This window comes from Enterococcus sp. DIV1758, assembly GCF_051711985.1.
Lineage (GTDB): Bacteria > Bacillota > Bacilli > Lactobacillales > Enterococcaceae > Enterococcus > Enterococcus faecalis.
In genome coordinates, this window is record NZ_JBIOOA010000001.1 from 1,139,378 (window position 1) to 1,164,419 (window position 25,042).

A 25,042-nucleotide genomic window follows, 5' to 3' on the forward strand; every position below is an offset into this window, starting at 1 on the left:
TAAAATAATGAAAACTAGAGGAGTGTGACGAAATGTCAGTAGAACATATTGAAGAATTAGATACCCTGAATCAAGGTCGCCTTAAAATCAATGCAATCTTGGATCAGTCGAATGCATCAGCTGAGAAAGTTGATGCTTACCAAGTCCAGTTAACGAATGGAATTTCTGAAGCGAAAAACATCGCAGATGAAGCTGGCAAAGAAGCCGTACAAATTGCCACCGATGCAGGCAATCAAGCAAATGAAACAGCTAACCAAGCGATGAACAATGCCAAAACAGCAATCACGATTGCAGGAAATGCAGTTTCAACGGCAAATAATAATAAACAAGAATTTGATACTTTGCGAAATGATTTCGATCAATTAGTAGCAGAAGCAGGTGATAGTAATCCAGAAATTGTCCAAGCACGCACAGATACACAAGGCATCAAACAAGCTACCTTAGCGAATCGTCTTCAAATTGATTTGAATGACCGTATGACAAAAGCAGATGGCATTTCTTTGTTGGCTAAGCCAACCACTGTCAAATTGAAGTTAGACTTTAACGGTAAAACGGCCGGCAATACAGCCACCAATGCAAACAGTTATTCCACTGATTTTACGGCTAAAATTCTTAAGAAGCCAACAGACGTTTGGGAGGAAGTTTCCCAAGCGGACTACAATAAAATGGCCAGCCGTGATGATGAGGGTGTGAAAACAGGTTCCACCCAAAGCGGTGTGATTCCGCAACAATTAGCAGCCTTCAATCTCGTTGAAGCCGCTAAAAAATTAATTCCACAAATGTTTGAAACATTCACAACTGACGAGGCGGTGGCATTTATTCGCCAGAACGTTCAATTTTTTACGATTAATCAACGTGTGAAAGCCGCTGCGCCCAATAATCAAACGATTAAAATCGCTACGTATTTACCAACTACGGATAATTGGGTAACTCAAATCCAAGAATCAGCAAAAGAGTTCGGCGATTTTTCAATTCAAATCAATGATCAGAATTTTATCACAAATGAAGGGTTCATTTATTTAATGAGCTATACAGATTCATCGAATGGGGTGACGCCAGCCAGCGTAGAAGTTGATTACGTGGGACTTCATATTGGTCTGTCTGTTGATGCCCAAGCGGTTTTAGCGAAGAGTGGTTTTGTTCAGGCAGAGCAACTCAATACCCATGTGGAAAATCAGGATAATCCGCACCAAGTAACCGCTGAACAAGTGGGGCTAGGCAATGTAGAAAATTATGGCTTCGCATCAGACAGCGAAGCAGTCGCGGGAACTTTAACGAGTAAATATATGCATCCGAAAAACGTTGCGGAAGCGATTAAAGGTCAAGCTGTGACACAAACAGGTGATCAAGAGATTGCTGGGGTGAAGAATTTTTCCGAAGCTCCTCTATTCAAAAATCTTCCCTTAGTTAGTCTAGGTAAGTTTAACCTCGTAGGTATAAACGGAACAGAAGGTAGTTTTACAAAAGTCATTGGAAATATGAACAATAAAGAAGTAGGATTTGGTAGTGATTTTTCTTACATTGACGAACGAGCAAAACTTGCTAATTTAAATAAAAATAACAACCGTTTAGTTATTGAAGAAGATGGAATGTATATTTTAATTGTACACTTTTGGGTACAGCCTACAACAACGGTAAATGGCTATTGGTACTTTAATTTTGCTATTAATGGTGTACGAGCTGGTGGTCCAACAGATCGTTTTTGGGGACTCGGGGGTACCAGCTGGAAAAATCGTCAAGATGGACTTGGAATGGTCATACGTAATTTTAAGAAAGGAGACCAACTTTCTGCATTAATTGAGACAAATTATATGGGTGAAGTAAACAGTACAGGAATTAAATCTGCTACGCTAATCAAAATAGGGTGATTTGGATGGAACGTTATCTCAACACAATAACAATGCTTTTAAGCATTTTCGGTGGGATTGTCGTACGTTTATTAGGTGGATTAGATCAATTGTTGGATGTCTTCCTCTTTTTAATTATTGTCGATTTCATCACAGGTTGGATTAAGGCAATCGCCACAAAAGAATTGTCCAGTCGGATTGGTATGCTCGGAATTGCGAAAAAAGTGACGATGTTATTTGTGGTTGCCGTAGCGGTTCGTGTTGAAAAAGTTGTGGGGAACAATTTGCCAATTCGGGAAATGGTTCTGATTTTTTACATTGCGAACGAAGGACTTTCTTTTTTTGAAAACATTGCGACCTTTATTCCTATGCCGAAAAAGTTAAAAGAGTTATTTATTCAGTTAAAAAATAAAGATGATTAAGTAGAAGTGGTCGGGACAAACGTAGAACTTTCGGCTGATTGCCGAAGAAATTACTTCTGTCTCGCCATTTATCTGCAGGGTTAAGCCATGAAAGGGAAGTTATTTTGACTTTCCTTTCATGGCTTTTTTAAGAAAGGAGCATGCTATGTTTAAAAAATTAATGATTCAACTTGCTTTAGTGATTGGCTTAAGTTTAACGATTCCGATGACAGCTTGCGCTTACACCATCGAAGCGGATCCAATCAACTTTACTTATTTTCCAGGCTCTGCAACCAATGAATTAATTGTTTTACATGAATCAGGAAACGAGCGGAACCTAGGACCACACAGTTTAGACAATGAAGTAGCCTATATGAAACGAAATTGGTCAAATGCTTATGTCTCATATTTTGTCGGATCTGGTGGACGAGTGAAACAATTAGCTCCTGCTGGTCAAATTCAATATGGCGCAGGTGCTTTAGCTAACCAAAAAGCATATGCGCAAATCGAATTGGCTCGAACGAATAATGCGGCGACGTTTAAAAAAGATTATGCTGCCTATGTTAATTTGGCCCGTGATTTAGCTCAGAACATTGGTGCTGATTTTTCGCTGGACGATGGAACAGGTTATGGAATAGTCACTCATGATTGGATTACAAAAAATTGGTGGGGAGATCATACAGATCCTTATGGTTATTTAGCGCGTTGGGGGATTAGTAAAGCGCAGTTGGCACAAGATTTACAAACGGGCGTTTCTGAAACAGGTGAGACTGTCATTGTTCAGCCGGGTAAACCTAATGCACCAAAATATCAAGTAGGACAAGCAATTCGTTTCACTTCAATCTATCCAACACCAGATGCTTTAATCAATGAACATCTATCAGCAGAGGCACTTTGGACACAGGTAGGAACAATTACAGCGAAATTACCGGACCGACAAAACCTTTACCGTATTGAAAATAGCGGACATTTGTTAGGTTATGTGAACGACGGCGACATTGCTGAACTTTGGCGCCCGCAAACGAAGAAATCATTTCTAATTGGTGTGGACGAAGGCATTGTTTTAAGAGCAGGACAACCTAGTTTGTCAGCACCCATTTATGGTATCTGGCCCAAAAATACTCGCTTTTATTACGATGCGTTTTATATTGCAGATGGGTATGTTTTCATTGGTGGAACAGATACGACAGGCGCGAGAATTTATTTGCCAATCGGACCAAACGATGGCAACGCACAGAATACATGGGGATCATTTACTAGCTAAAAAAAGCCACAAACTCTGCTTTTATCAGAGTTTGTGGCTTTTTTTGCATTTAGCAGAGATTTTGCCAAAGGGAATAAGCAATGGAGACTGCGAAGCTAGGTACTTTTATGCTATAATGACAAAGTTAGTATTATCGGAACTGGAGGAACTATAATGGACGGCATTTTACCGTTATGGAAGGAACGTGGCATGACAAGTCATGACTGCGTATTTAAATTGAGAAAAATTTTACATACCAAAAAAATTGGTCATGGTGGTACGTTAGATCCAGATGTCGAAGGGGTCTTACCCATCTGCGTTGGCAAAGGAACGAAAGTGATCGAATACATGGTAGATTCTGGCAAAACCTATGAAGGTGAAATTACACTTGGATTTGCTACGACAACCGAAGATGTTAGTGGCGAAATTGTTGAAAAAAAACCAGTTACAACACCTCTGTCAACTGAACAAATTGATCAAGCAATGGCCGAAATGACAGGTGAAATCACACAAATCCCACCGATGTTTTCTGCGGTGAAAGTCAATGGTAAACGTTTATATGAATATGCGCGGAACGGGGAAGAAGTTGAACGGCCCCAACGAAAAGCTATGATTTATTCATTTGAACGCACTAGTGAACCAATTTTTAACGAATCCGCTCATACACAAAGTTGGCGGTTTAAAGTGGTCTGTGGCAAAGGAACCTATGTGCGGACACTATCAGTGGATACTGGCAAAAAATTAGGCTATCCTGCCCATATGTCGGATTTAACGAGAACGGCAAGTGGCGGTTTGCAAGCTGCGCAATGCTTAACGTTAGAAGAAGTAGCCAAACAAATGGCTGCTGAAACAATCGATCAATGCCTATTGCCCATTGAGACAGCAGTAGAACAATTCCCACGAATTGATTTATCAGATGAATTGTATCAAAAAGTAAAAAATGGCATGCGTTTGCACAAAAAAGAATTAGGAATAAAGGCAATGCCAGAATCCTTAGTTGCCTTATTTTACCAAAATCAAGTGGTTAGTTTATACATGCCACACCCAACGCATGATAAATTATTGAAACCAAGTAAAGTTCTACGGAACAATTAAATAAAAAAGAAGGAAGTTTTTGCACATGCAAGTTATTCAACTACATCATCCCTATGAACCCAATCAAATTCCTAATGAAGAAGTCGTGATGGTCCTAGGCTTTTTTGACGGTGTTCACAAAGGCCACCAAAAAGTAATTGAAACAGGCAAAAAGATTGCGGAGGAAAAAGGCTTGAAGTTAGCTGTGATGACCTTCAACCAACACCCATCAATCGTTTTTCAAAAAGTTTTACCAGAAAATATGAAATATTTAACTAGCTTGGAACAAAAAGAACGCCTAATGGCCAACTTGGGCGTTGATATTTTATATATTGTCGAATTTACTTCAGCGTTTGCTCAATTAAAGCCGCAAGATTTTGTCGATCAGTATATCGTTAATTTAAATAGTGCAGTGGCAGTCTCTGGGTTTGATTATACGTATGGTCCTAAAGAAATCGCTGGAGTCAAACAGTTACCAACTTATGCGCAAGGCCGTTTTGAAGTGGTGACAGTACCAAAAGAAGAAATGACTGGTGCCAAAATTAGCTCAACAAGAATTCGCGAAAAAATGGAAGCCGGCGAAATGGAGGAGGTCACGGAGTTGTTAGGATATATTTATGAAACAGAAGGAACAGTTGTCCATGGCGATGCTCGGGGCCGTTTATTGGGTTTCCCGACCGCTAATGTCAAAGTGAAAAGCACCGTGCGCTTACCAAGAATTGGCGTCTATGCTGTGCAAATCGAAGTCGGTGGCAAATGGTATGTTGGCATGGGCTCAATTGGTCATAATGACACCTTTGGAGAAGGCCGCGATTTAACCGTGGAAGTCTATATTTTGGACTTCCATCAAGACATCTATGGTGAACAAGTGGTGGTTCGTTGGAATCATTATTTACGTGACCAAGTGAAATTCAATGGGGCTGAAGCCTTGATCGACCAATTAAAACAAGATGAACGAGATACGGCTGACTATTTCCAACAATCTGAGGACAAATAATGAAGATTCGTGAAGAAAAACCTGCAGAGTATCAAGCTGTAGAACGTTTAACGTATCAAGCGTTTAAGGGATTAAACTTGACCGAAAACTGGCGTCCCACAGAGCATTTTATCGTGCATTTATTAAGAGAAAGTGCCGACTTTATTCCGGAGTTGTCCTTAGTTTCAGAAACTGATCAAGGAAAATTAACGGGTCATATTATGTCTTCAAAAGCCAAACTACGATTACCTGATCATACAGAGAAGGCTGTTTTGACCGTTGGGCCGCTAAGTGTCCATCCAGAAGCACAGAACACGGGCGTAGGCTCAGCGTTAATTAAGCATTCTGTGCAGAAGGCCAAAGAATTAGGCATCGGCGGATTGATTATCCTGGGCCATCCAACTTACTATAAGAAGTTCGGTTTTGTTCCAGCGACTACTTTTCAGATTACGTTACCGGAAAAAGAAACATCAGAAGCATTATTGGCTTTGGAATTACTGCCAGGTTATTTTGGTACAAGTGGTGGGGAGTGGCATTTTTCAACATGCTTTGCTTATCCAGAAACACACCTTGCAGAATTAGAAGCCTTTGAAGCAGACCTCGGAATAAATGAATAAAGAATAATAAGGAGGTCGGGACAGAAGTGTTTAACTCCGAGAAATAAGAAGGAATTTCCGAAAATTGTTTTATAATTTTTGGAGACCAAGTCCTTCAATTCTTAGTGATTTATCACTTAGAGATTGATGAGATCGGAGCTCTGCGAAGTAGGTATTGTCCATCATCGAATCACTACGTTCTTCGTGATTCTCAACAATTTCGGCTTATTCCCGAAGGACCTTCACCAAGTAGGTACGATGATTTCATCTGTTCATGCTTCACAGTGAAACATCGCAACTCTTAGAGCTGTAGCTCTTTTGAAGGCTGTACTGTGACGAGACGCATGTCGAGAAAACACCTTAGAAGTTGTTGAGATCGGAGCAACGCGTAGTGTTGCTTCTGTTCCCGCCGTTTATTAGTTTTTGAGCGTGGAGCAAAAATCACTTTGGATTTTTGCTCCACGCTCATTTACTACTTTTTATTACAAAGTAGTTGACAGAACCGGTACTCAGTATTATTATGTAGTGGTACATAGTAATAAAGAGTAGTTCAGGGAGGAAAAGCAGTGAAGCAGACAGAGTTGCTAAAAGGCATTTTAGAAGGTTTAGTTTTAGCCATCATCCAAAGGAAAGAAACATATGGTTATGAAATTACAAAAATTTTAAATGACCAAGGTTTTACTGAAATTGTTGAAGGAACCGTTTATACGATTTTACTGCGTTTAGAAAAAAATCAATGGGTTATAGCTGAAAAAAAGCCTTCAGAAAAAGGACCAATGCGGAAGTTCTATCGCTTAACCTCATCAGGAGAAGCAGAACTCGCTGATTTTTGGCAGCGTTGGACGTTGCTTTCAAAACAAGTAAACAAGATGAAAAAAATGGAGGGATAGAGCATGTCAGATTTTAAAGCGTTGATCAAAAAAGTTATTGGGGATAAAAAAGAGTACAAAGAATATAAACGACGGATTGCAGCATTACCAGCAGAGTATCGACAAGTATTTCAAGAAATTGAAAAATATGCATGGCATTTTTCAGATCATAGCGGAGCCAATATGTTCAATGCGTTGACTGATTTACTTGATTTGTTTGAAGAAGGAGCTGCTAACGGAACACCTATCAAAAATATTACGGGAGAAAAAGTAGGTGATTTTGCTGAAACAATTGTCAATGAAGTCGCTGGCAAATGGACCGATAAACAGAAAGAAAAACTGAATCATCAATTTTCTAAACAATAGTCAAAACAAAAAAAGGAGAATAAACATGGTTGAAAATTTTTTTAAAGAATGAAAGTTGCTGGTTATTCCCAAGAAAAATGCGAAAAAAGTCCAAGTGTTTCAACGTGTGGCCAACCAATTTGAATTTGGGAAAGAATATACGGAAAAAGAAGTCAATCAGCGACTTAGAGAAATCTATGAAGATTATGCACTTTTGAGACGGTATTTAGTAGATTATCAGTATTTAGAAAGAGATAAGTTTGGAAAAATTTATCAGAAATGTGAGCAACACACAAAAATTATATAAATGTCTTTTTTTAAAAGTAGCGAAACTAGGTGAAATGAACCAAGTCTAGCTACTTTTTGTTATGTAAGCTTAGTAATAGTTCTATAAAAAACTCTCTATTTGTTTTCTAATTCAGACTGGTAAGATTGATTTAATTAGAAAAAGATAGAGGTGAGAGAATGAATCTACGTACTTTAGGTCTAACAAAAATTCTTTTGACCTTTATTATATTAAGTATTATTGGCGCGTTAATGATTTATAGCGCCAGTAGCTATGACTTGCTGATGCAAGGCGTGAAGCCCACTGCTGTGTTTATTAAACAAGGCATTATTATGTGTCTCAGCTGGGTGCTAATGTTCGTGATTTACAAAGTTCGACTAGAAGTGTTATTTAATAAAAAAATTGCGATTGGACTGCTTTTAGTTTCGGTACTATTACTGTTAATGGTTCGACTACCTTTTTTTGGTGTAGCAGCGAATGGCGCACAACGTTGGATTTCTCTCTTTGGAATCCAATTTCAGCCATCAGAACTTTGTAATTTTGCGATTATTTATTACTTGAGCTGTTATTTAGGTGAAAAAGAAAATGGCTTGACAACGAAGCAGTTAAGAAAACAATGGCTGTTTGTTTTGGTCGTTGCATTTTTAGTTTTGATTCAACCCAAAGTTGGCGGGGCTATTCTTATTTTAGTTATTGGCAGTGTCTTGATTTTCTCAGCAAGTATTCATGCAAAATTTAGTGTAATTGCTGCGGGGATTGTCGTTGCTAGCGCGGCGCTTCTTTCTAAAATAATTATTTTTCTAGGGGATCACCAGTACTTACCACATTTTTTTGCGCATGTGTATGACCGCTTAGTTGTTTTGAAAAATCCGTTTTTATCCTTTCATGATCGCGGATTTCAGCCTTCAATGGCCTATTTAGCAATGTATAACGGTGGGTTTTGGGGCACCGGACTAGCCAATGGTATGGTAAAAAAAGGTGGCTTGCCAGAAGGTCAAACCGATTTTATTTTTGCGGTGATTGTGGAAGAACTTGGTCTGATTGGCGGCTTACTATTGCTATTTCTTTTGTTATTTTTAGCGGCCTCGATTTTGCGGAGTAGTTGTGTAATAAAAAATCATTGTTACGGCTTGTTTTTGTTAGGGGTCGGGACCTTGATTTTAGCTCAAACGGCGATTAACATTGGTGGCGTTTTGGGTTTGATTCCAATGACAGGAATTCCTTTACCGTTTGTTAGTTACGGTGGGACAAGTTATTTAATCTTTTCAGTGGCATTAGGAATCGTCATTAAAATTATTGCAAACGAAAGGCGGCAGTTAAATGGTCAATACAAAAAAATTCAACTTACATCTTAATTATGATTTATTATTGCCCATTTTTTTACTCACACTTTTATCTTCTGGTGTGCAATATTGGATTGCCGTTAATGAAGGAAAAGATGGAACTGTGCCAGCATTAAAACAACTTTTCTTTATTTTTGTTGGCTATGCAGGCATGTTTTTAGCTAGTCGGCTGTCACAGAAGTTTATTTGGAAAGTAGCTCCTTTTTTCTATGGGTTTTCATTAATCTTAATGAGTGCTTTGTATTTTTCCTATGACAAAGGAATGTATTTATTGACGGGCACAAAGCGCTGGTTAGATTTAGGGTTTATTAAATTTCAGCCATCAGAAATTGCGAAAATTGCGTTTATTTTAATGTTGGCAAAAATTATTGTCCAACATGAGCAACAAGACTGGTCCGATAAATGGCGTTCAGACAAGCAACTTCTAAAAAAAATCGTTGCGGTTAGTGTCCCTGTTTTTTTCTTGATGGCGGTACAAAAAGATTTTGGGACATCCCTTGTTTTCGTAACGATTATCCTATCTCTTTTAGTTATTTCAGGAATTGATCGCAAAATTTTAATCATTATTTTCAGCGCTTTAGCAACGTTAGGCGTGGTCTTGATTCTGTTAGTCTTTACAGAGTGGGGGCACAAAGTACTCTTCTTTTTACATTTTAAACAATATCAATTGGATCGAATTTTAGCATGGATTCATCCCTATGATTATGTCGATAAAATCTCCTATCAACAAGTACAAGGCTTATTGGCAATCGGTTCGGGTGGTTTATTCGGCAAGGGTGTACATGGGATTGAAGTGTATGTTCCTGTTCGTGAGTCTGATATGGTTTTTACTTTTATCGGGGAAGCCTGGGGCTTTGTGGGCAGTGCCACCGTTGTTTTTCTCTATTTTTACTTGTTTTATCAAGTTTTAGTAGCTGGCTTGCGGAGCAATTCGCGTTTTTGTATGTACATCTGTGTCGCCCTCATTTTTTCGCTGGTTTTTCAAACGGTGGAGAATATCGGTGCGGTGATTGGACTGTTGCCGTTAAAAGGTATTCCGCTTCCGTTTTTAAGTCAAGGAGGCACTTCGTTAGTGATGGCTATCACTTCTTTAGGATTTGTCAAAGGAAGAGAAGCCGCTACCTGAAAACACAAATAAAAACCAAGACTGGAACTCGCTTGCCGACAAGCTCTAGTCTTGGTTTTTACTATTGAAATTGTTTTTGGCATTCAGCCAAAAGTTGTTGAAGTTGTCGACTCATGTAACGTTCTTTTAAATAATAAACTGCCATGTTTCGTTTAGGTAGTTCTTGGTAAGTTAGTGTATGGATCGAATTGTCTAAAAGTTGAATATTTGTGTATTCGGGGACAATAGCGAAACTATCGGAATGAGACACCAAATGAGTAATAAGTGAAAGAGTATCCACTTGAATGACTTTCTCTGGAGAAAAATTAGAAAACGTAGTATCTAGCCAATTGGTTAATTTGTTTTGCTCGGAAAATTCGGTATTTAAACGGACGAAGGGGTACATTGTTAGTTCTTTTAAAATTTCTTCCGTCGTGGCTTTGGCCAAAGCTGGATGATCGTTTCTTAAAATGAATTGATAATTTGCTGTAAATAAATCAATTTTACCAATATGTTCAGGTAATGGTAAGTCAGCAAAGGAAATACCAAAATCTGCATCCATTGTTTCCAAGGATTGAAGAATATTTTCTGTAATAATAGTATGGACTTGTAAGTTGGATGAACGATCCGTTAATGTTGTCATTAGTAAGTCATTCAATTTATATTCTAAATCACAGAGATAAGTGGCTACATAAATATGGTTGGAAGAATGATTAATTTCTTTTAGCTCTTCTTCAATTGAGACCAACTCATTGGTGATGCGCCAACAATATTTTTCTAAAATTAATCCAGCCGGTGTTAAGGTGGTAGTTTGACCTTGGCGATTAAAAAGTTCAGCGCCTAACGTTGCTTCAAGAATTTTTATTTGCTTACTTAATGCAGCTTGAGAAATTGCTAAATTTTCGGCTGCTTTAGTAAATTGTTTCACTTTGCATAACTCTAAAAAATAATGTAAACGAAATAGTTCCATGGGAATTCCTCCTTTTTCTATTCCTAGAATAAATAACGTAATTGTTCGAATAAATAACGGTGTGCTTCACAATGTCCGTGATGATTATTCTGAACTAAATAGATGGCTCGTTCTGGACTATCTTCCAGAGGAATACCAACTAAGTTACGTCTGTTTAGTTCATCAGTGAGTGAATAGGGAAGAATGCTACAGGCTTTTTCTCGTTGGACCATGTCTAAGACTAAATGAAGAGAAGGAAGTTCGATGACGATTTGCCGATTTTCCCAATTGATTTTACGTTCCCAACGTTTAAACACTTTTTTTTCATATACTTGATCGGAATATGCAGCAAAAGGTAAAGAACGAATTTCGTCAATCGTTACGCTATCGGCATGGGCTAAAGGATGATTTTTATTGACACAAAGGAGATAGCTTTCTGTATAAATTAATTCTTTCTCTAATGGAATCGAGGTATCCAAAAATATCCCAATCCCAATGTCAATTAAATCTGTTTCCAAGGCTGTTTCAAGATCGTAATAATACTTAAAATCAATACTTACATACGGATAGGATTGATTAAATAACAACAAGACTTCTCCAAATGCTTTATCTATATCAATTAAGTTTGTTCCAATCCGAATGGTCGTTGTCGATCCTTGGGTCACTAATTCATTAATCTCTTCTTGCGCTTCCTTAATGAGTGCAAAAATCATCTCTGTTCGCTTGGCGACGACTTCGCCTGCTGGAGAAAGCCGACAATGTTTCTTGTCTCTTAAAATTAATGAAGCACCTAATTCACGTTCCAACTCCTTGAGCTGGGTACTTAAATAAGGTTGACTCGTATGGAGCTTTTGAGAAGCTAAAGTAAAACTCGCATACTTTGAAACTGCCATAAAATATTCTAGTTGTTGTAATTTCATTTTCCTCACCGCCGTTTCTTTAACTATACAAAAAATAGCAGAAGAAAAGCTTCTCGACAAGGCTATCTGACGGTCTTTAGATTAATTTAACCAGTTATGATTCTATGAATAAATACGAATCATACCAGAAAACCATAGTAAATAAGCGGATTATTTTTCTTTTTGTTACTTAATGGACAAAAAGTTATCTACTAAAAACTTTTTCTATATCGTTATTTTTTCATGGAAGAATTATACTTGCTGTTGTAATTAAATAAGATTTGTTAGGTGAGGCTCCTATACAAACATAGGCTACTGCCCAAAAATGTCGAGAGACGCCAATGGGTAGAACAGGAACTGTCGAATGAAGGCTTTTCTTAAGGTAGCTAAAAGCAATCGCTTTTTACGTTGTATAGTGCTAAAGCTCAACGATAAGAACGATTATTCTTTGACACGTTGAGTTTTCAGCGTGTCTTTTTTTGTGGAAAGGGTGAGGAAAATGGAAGATGAACCGATCGTCAATTCAAGTCAACAACAGATAAATGAGGTGAAAGAAAATGGAAAAGAAAATGCGTCACTTGGGCCATGACTATAGTTACAAAAAGTTTGCCCATTCAGAAGTAGAAAAAGTTTTACAACGTTTCGGCTCAACTTGGGATGGTATTAAACACCAAGATATTGAAGAATTACAAGAACGTTATGGCCGCAACAAAATTATGAGTGAAAAAAAAGCTTCACGGCTTCGACTTTTTGTAAAATCGTATATCACGCCGTTTACTTTGGTGTTATTAGCACTAGCCACGATTTCATTCTTTACAGAATATGTCTATGCTGCGCCAGAGGAAAAAGATGTTACTGGCGTGTTAATTATGTTAGCGATGGTCATCTTAAGCGGCACGATGAGTTTTGTCCAATCAGTCAAATCAAGCAATGCAGTTGAAAAATTACAAAATATGATTAAAGTTACAGCGACAGTCATTCGTGACAAGAAGCAAATGGAAATTCCTATTGAGGAAGTTGTGTGTGGCGACTTAGTCCAACTATCCGCTGGCGATATGATTCCAGCCGATTTACGTTTAATCCAATCTAAGGACTTATTTGTTTCCCAATCATCCTTGACTGGAGAGAGTTTTCCCATTGAAAAACACGCGACTCATCAAAAAGATAGTGATCAAATTGATACAGAATACGACAATCTTTTGTTTTTAGGAACAAATGTAATTAGTGGCACTGGTTTGGGCATTGTCATTAAAGTTGGTAATCAAACTTTATTCGGACGGATGGCTTCTGATAACGGAGAAGAGCAGCAGCAGACGAGTTTTGAAACAGGAATTAATAAAACAACGTGGGTGCTGATTCGCTTTATGTTGGTCATTACGCCAACTGTTTTTCTAATTAATGGGTTAACAAAAGGCGATTGGGTGGAAGCATTAATGTTCGCGATTGCCACAGCTGTCGGCTTGACACCAGAAATGTTACCCATGATTGTAACAACCAATTTAGTCAAAGGTTCTCGAGAAATGGCTAAAGAAGGCACGATTATGAAAAATGTCAATGCCATTCAAAATTTTGGCGGGATGGATGTACTTTGTACGGATAAAACAGGTACCTTAACACAAGATAAAGTAATTTTAGAATACCACTATAATATTGGGTGCCAAGAAGATCAAAAAGTCTTGGATTTAGCATTTCTAAACAGTTATTTTCAAACAGGTTTGCGTAATTTAATGGATAACGCCGTTATTCAAGCGGCGACGCAAGAAAGTGATATACAATCAGATGATTTTTATAAAGTAGATGAAATTCCTTTCGATTTCAATCGACGTCGAATGAGCGTGATTATCAAAGAGTTTAAAACTCGAGAAACACGCTTAATTACCAAAGGTGCGGTTGAAGAAATGCTCTTGGTCTGCACACAGGTACTTTTAAATGGCGAAATTGTGCCCTTAACAGAGACGCTACGTCAAAAAATTACCAAAGACGTTGAAGCTTTAAATCGAGATGGTTTGCGCGTTCTAGCAATTGCCGATAAAAAAGTCGAAGCGGCTGAATGGGAGTATACAACTAAAGATGAATCAGAGTTGATTTTACAAGGTTATCTTGCCTTCTTGGATCCGCCAAAAGAAACAGCAGCGGCAGCTATTCACGCCTTGCATCAACATAATGTAGCTGTGAAAGTATTAACGGGGGACAATCAATATGTGACGCATTCTGTTTGTAAAGAAGTTGGTCTGGCTGGCGAAAAAATTATTACAGGAAATGAACTTCAACAATTAAACCAAGAAGAATTAAGAAAAACCGTTCAAGCGTATAATATTTTCGCCAAAATTACGCCTGACCAAAAAGTTCGTATTGTAAATGCGTTAACTGAAAATGGTCAAACTGTTGGCTTTTTAGGTGATGGAATAAATGATGCTGGAGCAATGCGTGCTGCTGATGTGGGAATCTCTGTTGATACAGCTGTCGATGTGGCGAAAGAATCGGCGGATGTAATTTTATTGAGAAAAGATTTAATGGTTTTGGAAAAAGGAATTTTATCTGGACGGCGCGTGTTTACGAACACGATGAAGTACGTCAAATTAACAGCAAGTTCTAATTTTGGCAATGTTTTTTCCGTGATCCCAGCAAGTATCTTTTTACCATTTTTACCGATTGCTCCGATTCAATCGCTATTATTAAATCTAATTTACGATACTTCGTGCATGTCAGTTCCTTGGGACAAAGTAGATGAAGAATACGTAGAAAAACCAAAAAAATGGGAACCAAAATCAATTGGTAATTTTATGCGTTGGTTTGGCCCAACGAGTTCTATTTTTGATATTGTTACCTATTTATTTATGTATTTCATTGTGTGTCCGGCTATCCTAGGTGGCTCATTCTTTGAATTAAATGGAGCAGATCAATTGCTCTTTATTGGTATTTTCCATGCAGGGTGGTTCATTGAGTCCTTATGGTCCCAAATGCTCGTCTTGCATTTCCTACGAACAGAAAAGATGCCTTTCCTTCAAAGTAGTGCTTCTGGAATTATGACGTTAGTCACTACAGCAGGGATTGTTCTCGGAACTGTTTTACCCTTTACCGCTTTCGGTGCAGAACTAGGATTTGTCGGTTTATCACCAAGCTATTTCTTGTATTTAATCCCGACAATTGTTGCTTATTTGGCACTGGTTGCGTTCATTAAAGTTTTATACGTCAAACGTTACGGTCAATTACTGTAACTGATTTGTACTATTATATATAGAATAGAAAAATTTTTTTACTTTTCTTTCAAGGTTGAGGAGGTGTCGGTTTTTATGACAGCTCCTCGTTGTTGTTTAAAGTGACTGTGCGAATTTTTTTATGGATTTATTTGTCATTTACAGTTAGTATGGCTAGTAGAGACTTTCCAAAAAGAACGAGCTTTTTGGTAATAAGGAGATAAAACGAGCTAATGACCAAAACAAACCAACTTTCAACTTCAACGCCGATGTTCGATCGGTCGGCCTATATTCATATTCCATTTTGTGAGCATATTTGTTATTATTGCGATTTTAATAAGGTCTTTTTAGAAGGACAACCAGTTGATGAATATATTCAGAGTTTATTAAAAGAAATTCAACTTACGCAAGCATTGTATCCAGAACAAGAAATGAAAACCATCTATATTGGCGGAGGCACGCCAACTTCATTATCAGCGAAACAGTTAGATGTGCTACTAAAAGGGATTCGTGAACAGCTAACGTTTGATGACCGAAATGAATTTACGGTGGAAGCAAACCCTGGTGATTTAACCCAAGAAAAATTACAAGTCATGAAAAACTATGGCGTCAATCGTCTTTCGATGGGCGTTCAGACATTTGATGATCGTTTGCTCAAAAAAATCGGTCGCAAGCACACCGCTGCAGATGTTTATGAAACAATGAAATTTTTAGAGAAAGAAAATTTTACCAATGTCAGTATTGACTTAATCTATGCTTTACCTGGACAAACATTGGAAAGTTTTCGCGATACTTTGACAAGATCCTTAGCATTGGACTTGCCGCACTATTCGCTTTATTCATTAATTCTTGAAAATAAAACAATGTTCATGAACTGGGTTCGTCAAGGACGGTTACAGCTGCCTGAAGAAGAAATCGAAGCACAGATGTTTGACGAAACGATTGAAGCAATGGAGAAAAAAGGACGTCACCAATATGAAGTCAGTAATTTTGCTTTAACAGGAAAAGAAAGCCAGCATAATCTAGCTTATTGGAATAATGACCACTACTATGGATTTGGTGCAGGTGCCAGCGGCTATCTTGGACAAACTCGTTACAAAAATCACGGCCCAATCCAACATTATTTAAAACCCTTGCGAGAAAATCAATTGCCAATTGTGGAGACCGAAGAATTAACTCGTCTAAATCAAATAGAAGAAGAGCTATTTTTAGGCTTACGTAAAAAAGTAGGCATTTCTAAACAAAAATTCCAACAAAAATTTCATGAACCAATTGAAGCAATTTATGGAGAGGTCATTCAACGCTTAATCAAAGAAGAATTATTAATTGAAGAAGCAGATATCTTACGTTTAACGAAAAAAGGACTATTTGTGGGGAATAATGTTTTTGAAGCATTTTTGTTAAGTGAAAAAGAGTAAAAAAATAAAAAAATCATCGAAGTGTGACAAAGCATTTCGATGATTTTTTTATTACAAAAGTTGGTATTGATGGTTTTTGAAGGTGGTTTGCAGCGATTAGCACTCTTGTGCGAAGAGTGCTAAAAAGTTGCGTATTTCCCTTGACAAAAAGGTAAGGACTTGTTATATTAGTATATGTAGTTAGCACTTGGATGTTAAGAGTGCTAATGAAGGGTGGTAATAACGATGATTACAGAAAGACAACAAAATATCTTGAGACTTATCATCCAAAATTACACGAACACGGGCTTACCTGTCGGTTCTAAGAAATTGATGGAGGATGGCATTGCCTCTAGTTCTGCCACAATTCGTAATGATATGAAAGCATTAGAAGAATACGGCTTATTAGCTAAGACCCATTCTTCTTCAGGGCGAATCCCCTCAATGGCTGGTTATCGTTACTACGTGGATCATCTTTTACAACCAACACAAGTAGAAGATAACGAACTTAGAAGGATCCGTCAATCTTTTGGAAAAGAATTTCATGAGATTAATGATATTATTCGACAATCAGCTGAAATTCTATCAGAATTGACAAGTTATACTGCTTTTTCATTAGGACCTGAAGTGAAAGAACGGAAATTAACCGGCTTTCGAATGGTTCCTTTGAATGATCGGCAAGTCCTTGCTATTATAGTGACAGATAAAGGCAATGTTGAAAACCAAGTATTTGCCATTCCTGCCGCTGTTTCTAGCCAAGATCTTGAAAAAATGACACAAATCATCAATGATAAGTTGGTTGGACAACCTTTGTTGACCGTTTATCATCGTTTGCGGACGGAGATTCCGATGATTTTACATCGCTATTTCCAAACGCCAGAAGGAATGATGAACTTATTCGATGAGATGTTAGGACATGCCTTTGAAGAAAAAGTCTTTGTCGGTGGTCGCATGAATTTGTTAGATTTTGGCATCAAACAAGATATTGAACAATTGAAATCTGTCTATTCCTTTATGCAAAATTCTGATGAGCTGACGCATTTATTAAATGGTTCTGCAACAACAGAAAATCCAATTGTTTTTCGTATCGGCTCAGAAATTGGCAACAATCTCTTAGAAGATATGAGCATGATCACTGCTACGTATGAAGTATCAGGACATGGCAAAGGAACAATTGCCCTGCTAGGACCAACCAGTATGCCGTATTCAAAAATATTCGGTTTGGTAGACACGTTTCGACATGAGCTAGCTTCACAACTAGGTGACTATTACCGTTTTTTAGGTAATTAAGCAAACCTTGTTAGGATAAGAAGTAGATGCATAAAGAGAAAGGAAGTTGCTGAAGTGAGTAAAAAAGAAGAGAAGCAAGAAGAATTACAAGAAGAAATGGAAGCTGTTGATGCTGCTGGCGTTTCTGAAGTAGAAGTTGAAGCAACAGAGATCGAAAATCTTAAAGCAGAGCTTTCCGAAATGGAAGACAAGTTCTTGCGGGCAAGAGCCGAAATTGCTAATATGAGCAATCGAAATAAAAACGAACGAGAATTATTAGTTCGTTACCGCTCACAAGATTTAGGTAAAAAGATTTTACCATCCATTGATAATTTAGAACGAGCAATGGCCATTGAAGTATCAGATGAACAAGGCGAAAGCTTGAAAAAAGGTATTTCGATGGTGCTAGAAAGTATTACTGTGGCTTTAAAAGAAGAAGGAATTGAAGAAATCCCAGCAATGGGTGAAACCTTTGATCCAAATTTACATCAAGCCGTTCAAACAGTCCCTGCTTCTGAAGAAACCCCAGCAGATACTATTGTTGAAGTTCTACAAAAAGGGTACAAATTACAAGATCGTGTGTTACGACCATCAATGGTCATTGTTGCACAATAACAAACGTTAATTAAAAATATATTATTATAGAAAACTAATACAGATTGGAGATATTCACTATGAGTAAAATTATTGGTATTGACTTAGGAACAACAAACTCAGCTGTCGCAGTACTAGAAGGCGGCGAAGCAAAAATTATTGCAAACCCAGAAGGTAACCGCACAACTCCTTCGGTCGTTTCATTCAAAAACGGTGAAATTCAAGTGGGCGAAGTAGCAAAACGTCAAGCTGTTACAAATCCTAACACGATTTCATCTATTAAACGTCACATGGGTGAAGCTGGCTACAAAGTTGATGTTGAAGGAAAATCATATACACCACAAGAAGTTTCTGCAATGATCTTACAATATTTAAAAGGTTTTGCTGAAGACTATTTAGGTGAAAAAGTTGAAAAAGCAGTTATTACAGTTCCAGCATATTTCAACGATGCACAACGTCAAGCAACAAAAGATGCTGGTAAAATTGCTGGTTTAGAAGTAGAACGGATCGTTAACGAACCAACAGCAGCAGCTTTAGCTTATGGTTTAGATAAAACAGACAAAGATGAAAAAATTCTTGTCTTTGACCTTGGTGGTGGTACATTCGACGTGTCAATCCTTGAATTAGGCGATGGCGTTTTCGATGTATTATCAACAGCAGGTGATAACAACCTAGGTGGGGATGACTTTGATAATAAGATCATTGACTACATGGTTGCAGAATTTAAAAAAGAAAATGGCATTGACTTAGCTAACGATAAAATGGCGTTACAACGTTTGAAAGATGCTGCTGAAAAAGCGAAAAAAGACTTATCAGGTGTAACAAGCACACAAATCAGCTTGCCATTTATTACTGCTGGCGAAGCAGGACCATTGCACTTAGAAATGAACTTAACTCGTGCAAAATTTGATGAATTAACAAGTGATTTAGTTGAACGTACAAAAGTACCAGTACGTCAAGCCTTAAAAGATGCTGGATTAAATCCTTCTGAAATCGACGAAGTTATCCTAGTTGGTGGTTCGACACGTATTCCAGCTGTAGTTGAAGCTGTTCGCAAAGAAACAAACAAAGAACCAAACAAATCAGTTAACCCTGACGAAGTAGTAGCAATGGGTGCTGCAATCCAAGGTGGCGTAATCACTGGTGATGTTAAAGACGTTGTCTTATTAGACGTAACACCGTTGTCATTAGGGATTGAAACAATGGGTGGCGTATTTACAAAATTAATTGATCGTAACACTACGATTCCAACAAGTAAATCACAAGTCTTCTCAACTGCTGCTGACAATCAACCAGCTGTTGATATTCATGTTTTACAAGGTGAACGTCCAATGGCCGCTGATAATAAAACATTAGGTCGTTTCCAATTAACAGATATTCCTGCGGCTCCTCGTGGTGTGCCACAAATTGAAGTAAGCTTTGACATTGATAAAAACGGGATTGTAAATGTTCGTGCGAAAGACTTAGGCACTCAAAAAGAACAAACAATCACGATTAAATCTTCTTCAGGTTTATCTGATGATGAAATCGAACGTATGGTGAAAGATGCTGAAGCAAACGCTGAAGCAGATAAACAACGTAAAGAAGAAGTTGACTTACGTAACGATGCAGATGCTTTATTATTCACTGTTGATAAAACATTGAAAGAATTAGAAGGCAAAGTAGACGCTGAAGAAGTGAAAAAAGCAGAAGATGCGCGTGATGAATTAAAAGCAGCCATCGAAGCAAACGATATCGAACAAATGAAAGCAAAACGTGATTCATTGAATGAAATCGTCCAAAACTTAACAGTAAAACTTTACGAACAAGCTGCGCAACAACAAGCACAAGAAAATCCTGAAGCTGCTCAAGGTGGCGCTGATGATGTTGTTGATGCTGATTTTGAAGAAGTAAATGGTGATGACAAATAATCAATAACAATTGATTTTAGGGACTGGATCATTAGTACAATGACTAATGTCCCAGTCCCTTGTCTTTTGTGAGAAAATCAACCACAATCAAGTTAGCAAGAAACTATTTAGGTTTTGAAAGAACTGTGGTATGATTACAACGATGTTAAACAAGCTGAAAATACCTATTCACAGCTAGTAACACTGATTCAAGGTGTGACAGATAATCCAACCAGAGAGACCGAAAGCAATCGATGAATTTGGCTGGTTCTAAACACATTGTAAAGTTTGAAGAAAGTTGGAGGGAAGTCAATGGCGACGAAAAGAGATTATTATGAAGTGCTAGGATTAGCAAAAGGTGCTTCAGATGATGAAATTAAAAAAGCATACCGCAAACTTTCCAAAAAGTACCATCCAGATATTAACAAAGAAGCCGATGCGGAAGAAAAATTTAAAGAAGTTTCTGAAGCGTATGAAGTATTAAGTGATCCACAGAAAAAAGCGGCCTATGACCAATATGGCCATGCAGGAACTGATCCTAATTACGGTGGCGGCGCTGGTGGCTTTGGCGGTTTCGGTGGCGGTGGATTTAGTAGTAGTGGTTTTGGTGGATTCGAAGATATTTTCGATTCATTCTTTGGCGGCGGCGGTGGCCGTTCTGTTGATCCAAATGCACCAAGACAAGGCGCCGATTTACAATATACAATTCAATTGAAATTTGAAGAAGCTATTTTCGGTGTCGAAAAAGAGATTAAGTACAATCGAGAAGATACTTGTGCAACCTGTGGCGGTAATGGCGCCAAACCAGGCACACATCCAGAAACTTGTCATAAATGTCATGGCTCTGGAACAATCAATGTTGAACGTCAAACGCCATTAGGTCGTATGATGAGTCGTCAAACTTGTGATGTGTGTCATGGCACAGGGAAAGAAATTAAAGAACCATGTCCAACTTGTCATGGCACAGGTCATGAGAAAAAAGCACATACTGTCAAAGTAAATGTGCCTGCTGGAGTAGAAGACGGTCAACAAATGCGCTTAGCTAACCAAGGAGAAGCGGGTACCAATGGTGGACCTTATGGTGATTTATATGTAGTCTTTCGTGTTGAAGATAGTGATATTTTCGATCGAGATGGCGCAGAAATCTACTACGATTTACCAGTAAGTTTCGTCCAAGCGGCTCTAGGGGACGAAGTAACTGTCCCAACTGTTCATGGTGACGTGAAATTAAAAATTCCGGCTGGAACACAAACTGGCACAAACTTCCGCTTAAGAGGCAAAGGTGCGCCACGTTTACGTGGTGGGGGCAATGGTGATCAACACGTGAAAGTGAAATTAATAACACCAAAAAATCTTAATGAAGAACAAAAGGATGCCCTACGAGCTTTTGCAAAAGCTGGCGGACAAAATGTAACTGAACAACAAGAAGAAGGCTTCTTTGATAAAATGAAAGATGCGTTTGGCGGTAAGAAGAAAAAATAAACCAAACGAGTCAGAGACAAAAGCAGTTAGCTCCAAGTGTTCATCACTCTCGAAGGCTAAATTGCAACGAGTAATTGCAGGTACTGCTTTTGTTCAACTGATTATTTTAAGATTTAGAGAGTGGGACATAAGTCGTTTTGACTTATGTCCTATTTTCGTTTCTTATTTCCAAACATTTTACGAGAATATTTTAAAATTTAGCGTATACTTAATATAAGCAAGTTAGGAGGGCTTATTTATGAAACCATATGTTTATGTAATCAGTGATATTCATGGACAAGCAGATTTGTTTGATGCCTTACTCACAGACTATGACCCAGTCGAGCATCAGCTAGTTTTAATTGGTGATTTAAACGACCGTGGTCCGCATTCTAAAGCCTGTTTTCTCAAAGGAAAAGAACTTGTCGAGCAACACGGCGCTGTTTATTTACGAGGCAATCATGAAGAATATTTTTTGCAGTTTCTTCAAAATCCAGAGGACTGGTTTGCAGGATATGTTCGCAATGGTGGCAAGGAAACAATTGAAAGTCTCTTGCATCCAGGAGCTACTGCAGAATACTCACCAACAGAAATGGCCTTAATGATCCGTAGTCGCTATCCAGAGTTAATTGATTTTTTAACAAAACGACCACTTTATTTTGAATGGCAGCATTACTTATTTGTGCATGCTGGGGTTGATTTAACGATGGAAGATTGGCGGCAAACGGCACCTAAGGATTTTTTGTGGATTCGCGAACCCTTTCATCAAGGGAAAAATAATACAGGCAAGACCATTGTTTTTGGGCATACCATTACTCCGATGTTACATGGTGATATGCAGACCACGGACCTTTGGCAAAGTGATGGAAAAATTGGGATAGATGGTGGTGCTATTTTTGGCGGCTCTGTGCATGGTGTGATTTTTAATGAAAAAGGCATTGTCCAAGATATCGAATATCAAAAACGCACCCCTGCGTGGCAACCAGAATTTTGATTCCTTAATCGCACGAATCAGTTACCTCACTTCTATATTTAGAAGCAAAAATATGCTAAAATAGATAAGTATGCATAAGAAAAGAGGTATCTAGTTAATGGCAGAAGCTTATAACGAAGAAGTAGTAGCGCTACTTCAAAAAGAATTGACAACGTATCGTTCAAAACAAATAACAACGGTTTTAACTTTATTAAATGAAGGAAATACAGTTCCTTTTATTGCCCGTTACCGGAAAGAAATGACTGGAAGTTTAGATGAAGTCCAAATCCGTGAAATAGAAGAACGTTATCATTATCTACAAAACTTGAAAAAGCGGAAAGAAGAAGTTCTCCGTTTAATTGAAGAGCAAGGAAAACTAACAAAAGAACTCAAAACAGATATTCAAAAAGCAGTAAAAATGCAACAAGTGGAAGATTTGTATCGACCATATAAACAAAAACGTCGGACCAAAGCGACTATCGCGAAAGAAAAAGGGTTGGAACCATTAGCAGATTGGTTGCTCTCTTTACCTGAAAACGCGGATATCTTAGCCAAAGCGGCTACTTTTATTAATGAAGAAAAAGAAGTTGCAACCGCCGAGATAGCCTTGCAAGGTGCTCATGAAATTTTAGCAGAACGTATTAGCGATGAACCAAAATACCGAACATGGTTACGTGATTATATGGTTAAACATGCGCAATACGTTAGCGTAGTTAAGGATGAAGAAAAAGACGAAAAGCGGACCTATGAAATGTATTACGATTTTGCAGAACCAGTTAGCAAAATGGTGCCGCACCGTGTCTTAGCAACGAATCGTGGTGAAAAAGAAGACATTTTAAAGGTTTCGCTTGTCGCTGATGAAACAAAAATTAATGATTATTTCCAACGTCAACTAATCGGCAAACAAGCAACAAGTTTTGCTGCTCCATACATTGAGGCTGCTTATTTAGATAGCTATAAACGATTTATTGGACCAGCGATTGAACGGGAGATCCGCAATGAATTAACAGAAAAAGCTGATGAACAAGCGATTGCAATTTTCGGTGAAAATTTACGTAATTTATTATTACAGTCACCACTTAAAGGAAAAGTTGTTCTAGGATTTGACCCGGCTTATCGGACAGGCTGTAAATTAGCAGTTGTCGATGAAACGGGTAAAGTTTTAGCAATTCAAGTGATTTATCCACATAAACCAGCGACTGCTGCGAAACGTGAAGCCGCTGGTCCAGCCTTTAAAAAGATCATTGAAGACTATCAAGTGGACATGGTAGCTATTGGAAACGGAACGGCAAGTCGTGAATCTGAATTGTTTGTGGCAGAGCAATTAAAAGCGGTGAAGCGTGACGTCTTTTACGTGATTGTTAATGAAGCAGGGGCTTCCGTTTACTCTGCGAGTGAAGTAGCTCGTAAAGAGTTTCCTGATTTACAAGTCGAAGAACGAAGTGCGGTCAGCATTGCACGTCGTTTACAAGATCCGTTGGCAGAATTAGTAAAAATTGATCCCAAAGCAGTCGGGGTTGGTCAATATCAGCATGACGTATCGCAAAAACGTCTTGCCGAGCAATTGGATTTTGTTGTAGAAACTGCGGTAAACCAAGTTGGTGTTGATGTGAATACAGCGAGTGCTCAACTTTTACAACATATTTCTGGCTTAAATAAAACAACGGCGCAAAACTTAGTCACTTATCGTGATGAAAATGGTGTCTTTACAGCACGAAATCAAGTCAAAAAAGTACCTCGTTTAGGACCAAAAGCATTTGAACAAGCAATTGGCTTTTTACGAATTCCTAATGGCAAAAATGTGTTAGATAACACTGGCATTCACCCAGAAAGTTATCCAGTAGCACAAGCAATTTTAGAAAAAGCAGAGATTGCTTCTAAAGAATTAGGGACAGCAGAAGCTATCGAAAAATTGAAACAGTTACCAGTGAATCAATTAGCTACTGAGTTAGAAGTGGGTTCAGAAACACTCACGGATATTATTGCTAGTTTAATCCAACCAGGTCGTGATATGCGCGATGAGATGTCAGCGCCACTTTTACGTAAAGACGTGTTGACGATGGAAGATTTGAAACCAGGAATGGAAATGCAAGGGACTGTTCGAAACGTAATTGACTTTGGTGCGTTTGTCGATATTGGTGTGAAGCAAGATGGCTTAGTCCACATTTCTAAGTTAAGTCCTAAATTTGTTAAGCACCCAACGGATGTTGTTGCGGTGGGTGATGTAGTCACAGTTTGGGTAGAAGATGTTGACTTGAAAAAGGGGCGTATTAGTTTAACCATGTTGCCTCGGGCTGATAGAAAAGAGTAACAATGAAAGAGTCTCAAC

Annotated in this window: 22 protein-coding genes and 1 riboswitch; of the genes, 20 read left to right on the forward strand and 2 right to left on the reverse strand. The window is 38.2% G+C overall.

What is annotated here, in order from left to right; translation table 11 throughout:
- The first annotated feature begins 32 nt into the window (after nucleotides 1-32).
- The 11 genes from IGJ52_RS05700 (at nucleotide 33) to IGJ52_RS05750 (ending at nucleotide 10,106) form a co-directional block, all read left to right on the forward strand.
- A complete protein-coding gene (locus IGJ52_RS05700; RefSeq protein WP_438791963.1) occupies nucleotides 33-1,868 on the forward strand; it encodes a hypothetical protein in 1,836 nt (611 codons plus the stop codon).
- Between the two features lie 5 nt (nucleotides 1,869-1,873).
- Complete coding sequence (locus IGJ52_RS05705) at nucleotides 1,874-2,269, forward strand: phage holin family protein (RefSeq protein WP_002357842.1); 396 nt, start codon at nucleotides 1,874-1,876, stop codon at nucleotides 2,267-2,269.
- A 118-nt stretch (nucleotides 2,270-2,387) separates the two neighbouring features.
- Nucleotides 2,388-3,512 carry an SH3 domain-containing protein gene (locus tag IGJ52_RS05710; RefSeq protein WP_016614150.1) on the forward strand — a complete coding sequence of 375 codons (1,125 nt, stop codon included), beginning with the start codon at nucleotides 2,388-2,390 and terminating at the stop codon, nucleotides 3,510-3,512.
- 153 nt (nucleotides 3,513-3,665) lie between these two features.
- Nucleotides 3,666-4,586: a tRNA pseudouridine(55) synthase TruB gene (gene truB / locus IGJ52_RS05715; RefSeq protein ID WP_002419811.1), complete on the forward strand. Its 921-nt coding sequence runs from the start codon at nucleotides 3,666-3,668 to the stop codon at nucleotides 4,584-4,586.
- 25 nt (nucleotides 4,587-4,611) lie between these two features.
- Complete coding sequence (gene ribF / locus IGJ52_RS05720) at nucleotides 4,612-5,562, forward strand: riboflavin biosynthesis protein RibF (RefSeq protein WP_002363808.1); 951 nt, start codon at nucleotides 4,612-4,614, stop codon at nucleotides 5,560-5,562.
- Nucleotides 5,562-6,158 (forward strand): GNAT family N-acetyltransferase, encoded by a 597-nt coding sequence (locus IGJ52_RS05725; RefSeq protein WP_010816469.1) that lies wholly within the window; start codon nucleotides 5,562-5,564, stop codon nucleotides 6,156-6,158. The genes ribF and IGJ52_RS05725 overlap by 1 nt, the downstream gene beginning before the upstream one ends.
- A gap of 545 nt (nucleotides 6,159-6,703) precedes the next feature.
- On the forward strand, nucleotides 6,704-7,027 hold the full coding sequence (locus tag IGJ52_RS05730; RefSeq protein ID WP_002357837.1) for a PadR family transcriptional regulator: 324 nt from the start codon (nucleotides 6,704-6,706) through the stop codon (nucleotides 7,025-7,027).
- Between the two features lie 3 nt (nucleotides 7,028-7,030).
- Entirely contained in the window at nucleotides 7,031-7,372 is a 342-nt protein-coding gene (locus IGJ52_RS05735; RefSeq protein ID WP_002395093.1) for a DUF1048 domain-containing protein, read from the forward strand.
- A gap of 55 nt (nucleotides 7,373-7,427) precedes the next feature.
- The gene (locus IGJ52_RS05740) at nucleotides 7,428-7,658 is read left to right on the forward strand and encodes a DUF2087 domain-containing protein (RefSeq protein ID WP_225597045.1); all 231 of its coding nucleotides are present in this window, start codon (nucleotides 7,428-7,430) and stop codon (nucleotides 7,656-7,658) included.
- A gap of 158 nt (nucleotides 7,659-7,816) precedes the next feature.
- Complete coding sequence (locus IGJ52_RS05745) at nucleotides 7,817-8,992, forward strand: FtsW/RodA/SpoVE family cell cycle protein (RefSeq protein ID WP_002377695.1); 1,176 nt, start codon at nucleotides 7,817-7,819, stop codon at nucleotides 8,990-8,992.
- Complete coding sequence (locus IGJ52_RS05750) at nucleotides 8,958-10,106, forward strand: FtsW/RodA/SpoVE family cell cycle protein (RefSeq protein WP_002357833.1); 1,149 nt, start codon at nucleotides 8,958-8,960, stop codon at nucleotides 10,104-10,106. Before IGJ52_RS05745 ends, IGJ52_RS05750 begins: the two co-directional genes overlap by 35 nt.
- Nucleotides 10,107-10,167: 61 nt before the next feature.
- Here the strand turns inward: IGJ52_RS05750 and IGJ52_RS05755 are convergent, their stop codons facing one another.
- A complete protein-coding gene (locus tag IGJ52_RS05755; RefSeq protein WP_002357832.1) occupies nucleotides 10,168-11,055 on the reverse strand; it encodes a LysR family transcriptional regulator in 888 nt (295 codons plus the stop codon).
- Between the two features lie 23 nt (nucleotides 11,056-11,078).
- The gene (locus IGJ52_RS05760; protein ID WP_002382245.1) at nucleotides 11,079-11,954 is read right to left on the reverse strand and encodes a LysR family transcriptional regulator; all 876 of its coding nucleotides are present in this window, start codon (nucleotides 11,952-11,954) and stop codon (nucleotides 11,079-11,081) included.
- Nucleotides 11,955-12,206: 252 nt separating this feature from the next.
- Nucleotides 12,207-12,377: riboswitch (M-box (ykoK) riboswitch) on the forward strand.
- Nucleotides 12,378-12,490: 113 nt separating this feature from the next.
- Between IGJ52_RS05760 and mgtA the strand changes: the two genes are divergently transcribed.
- From mgtA to IGJ52_RS05805, 9 genes are all read left to right on the forward strand, one after another.
- Nucleotides 12,491-15,151 (forward strand): magnesium-translocating P-type ATPase, encoded by a 2,661-nt coding sequence (gene mgtA, locus IGJ52_RS05765; RefSeq protein WP_438791964.1) that lies wholly within the window; start codon nucleotides 12,491-12,493, stop codon nucleotides 15,149-15,151.
- Between the two features lie 248 nt (nucleotides 15,152-15,399).
- Entirely contained in the window at nucleotides 15,400-16,548 is a 1,149-nt protein-coding gene (gene hemW / locus IGJ52_RS05770; RefSeq protein ID WP_438792180.1) for a radical SAM family heme chaperone HemW, read from the forward strand.
- Nucleotides 16,549-16,773: 225 nt separating this feature from the next.
- On the forward strand, nucleotides 16,774-17,817 hold the full coding sequence (gene hrcA, locus IGJ52_RS05775) for a heat-inducible transcriptional repressor HrcA (RefSeq protein WP_438791965.1): 1,044 nt from the start codon (nucleotides 16,774-16,776) through the stop codon (nucleotides 17,815-17,817).
- Between the two features lie 54 nt (nucleotides 17,818-17,871).
- Nucleotides 17,872-18,411, forward strand: a complete 540-nt coding sequence (grpE, locus tag IGJ52_RS05780) for a nucleotide exchange factor GrpE (protein ID WP_002357827.1) — start codon at nucleotides 17,872-17,874, stop codon at nucleotides 18,409-18,411.
- Nucleotides 18,412-18,470: 59 nt separating this feature from the next.
- A complete protein-coding gene (dnaK, locus tag IGJ52_RS05785) occupies nucleotides 18,471-20,300 on the forward strand; it encodes a molecular chaperone DnaK (protein WP_002357825.1) in 1,830 nt (609 codons plus the stop codon).
- A gap of 114 nt (nucleotides 20,301-20,414) precedes the next feature.
- Nucleotides 20,415-20,537: a hypothetical protein gene (locus IGJ52_RS05790; protein WP_002357824.1), complete on the forward strand. Its 123-nt coding sequence runs from the start codon at nucleotides 20,415-20,417 to the stop codon at nucleotides 20,535-20,537.
- Nucleotides 20,538-20,591: 54 nt separating this feature from the next.
- Nucleotides 20,592-21,761 carry a molecular chaperone DnaJ gene (dnaJ, locus tag IGJ52_RS05795; protein ID WP_002357822.1) on the forward strand — a complete coding sequence of 390 codons (1,170 nt, stop codon included), beginning with the start codon at nucleotides 20,592-20,594 and terminating at the stop codon, nucleotides 21,759-21,761.
- 238 nt (nucleotides 21,762-21,999) lie between these two features.
- Complete coding sequence (locus tag IGJ52_RS05800; protein ID WP_002377683.1) at nucleotides 22,000-22,734, forward strand: metallophosphoesterase family protein; 735 nt, start codon at nucleotides 22,000-22,002, stop codon at nucleotides 22,732-22,734.
- A 97-nt stretch (nucleotides 22,735-22,831) separates the two neighbouring features.
- A complete protein-coding gene (locus tag IGJ52_RS05805; protein ID WP_002381943.1) occupies nucleotides 22,832-25,024 on the forward strand; it encodes a Tex family protein in 2,193 nt (730 codons plus the stop codon).
- Nucleotides 25,025-25,042 lie beyond the last annotated feature (18 nt).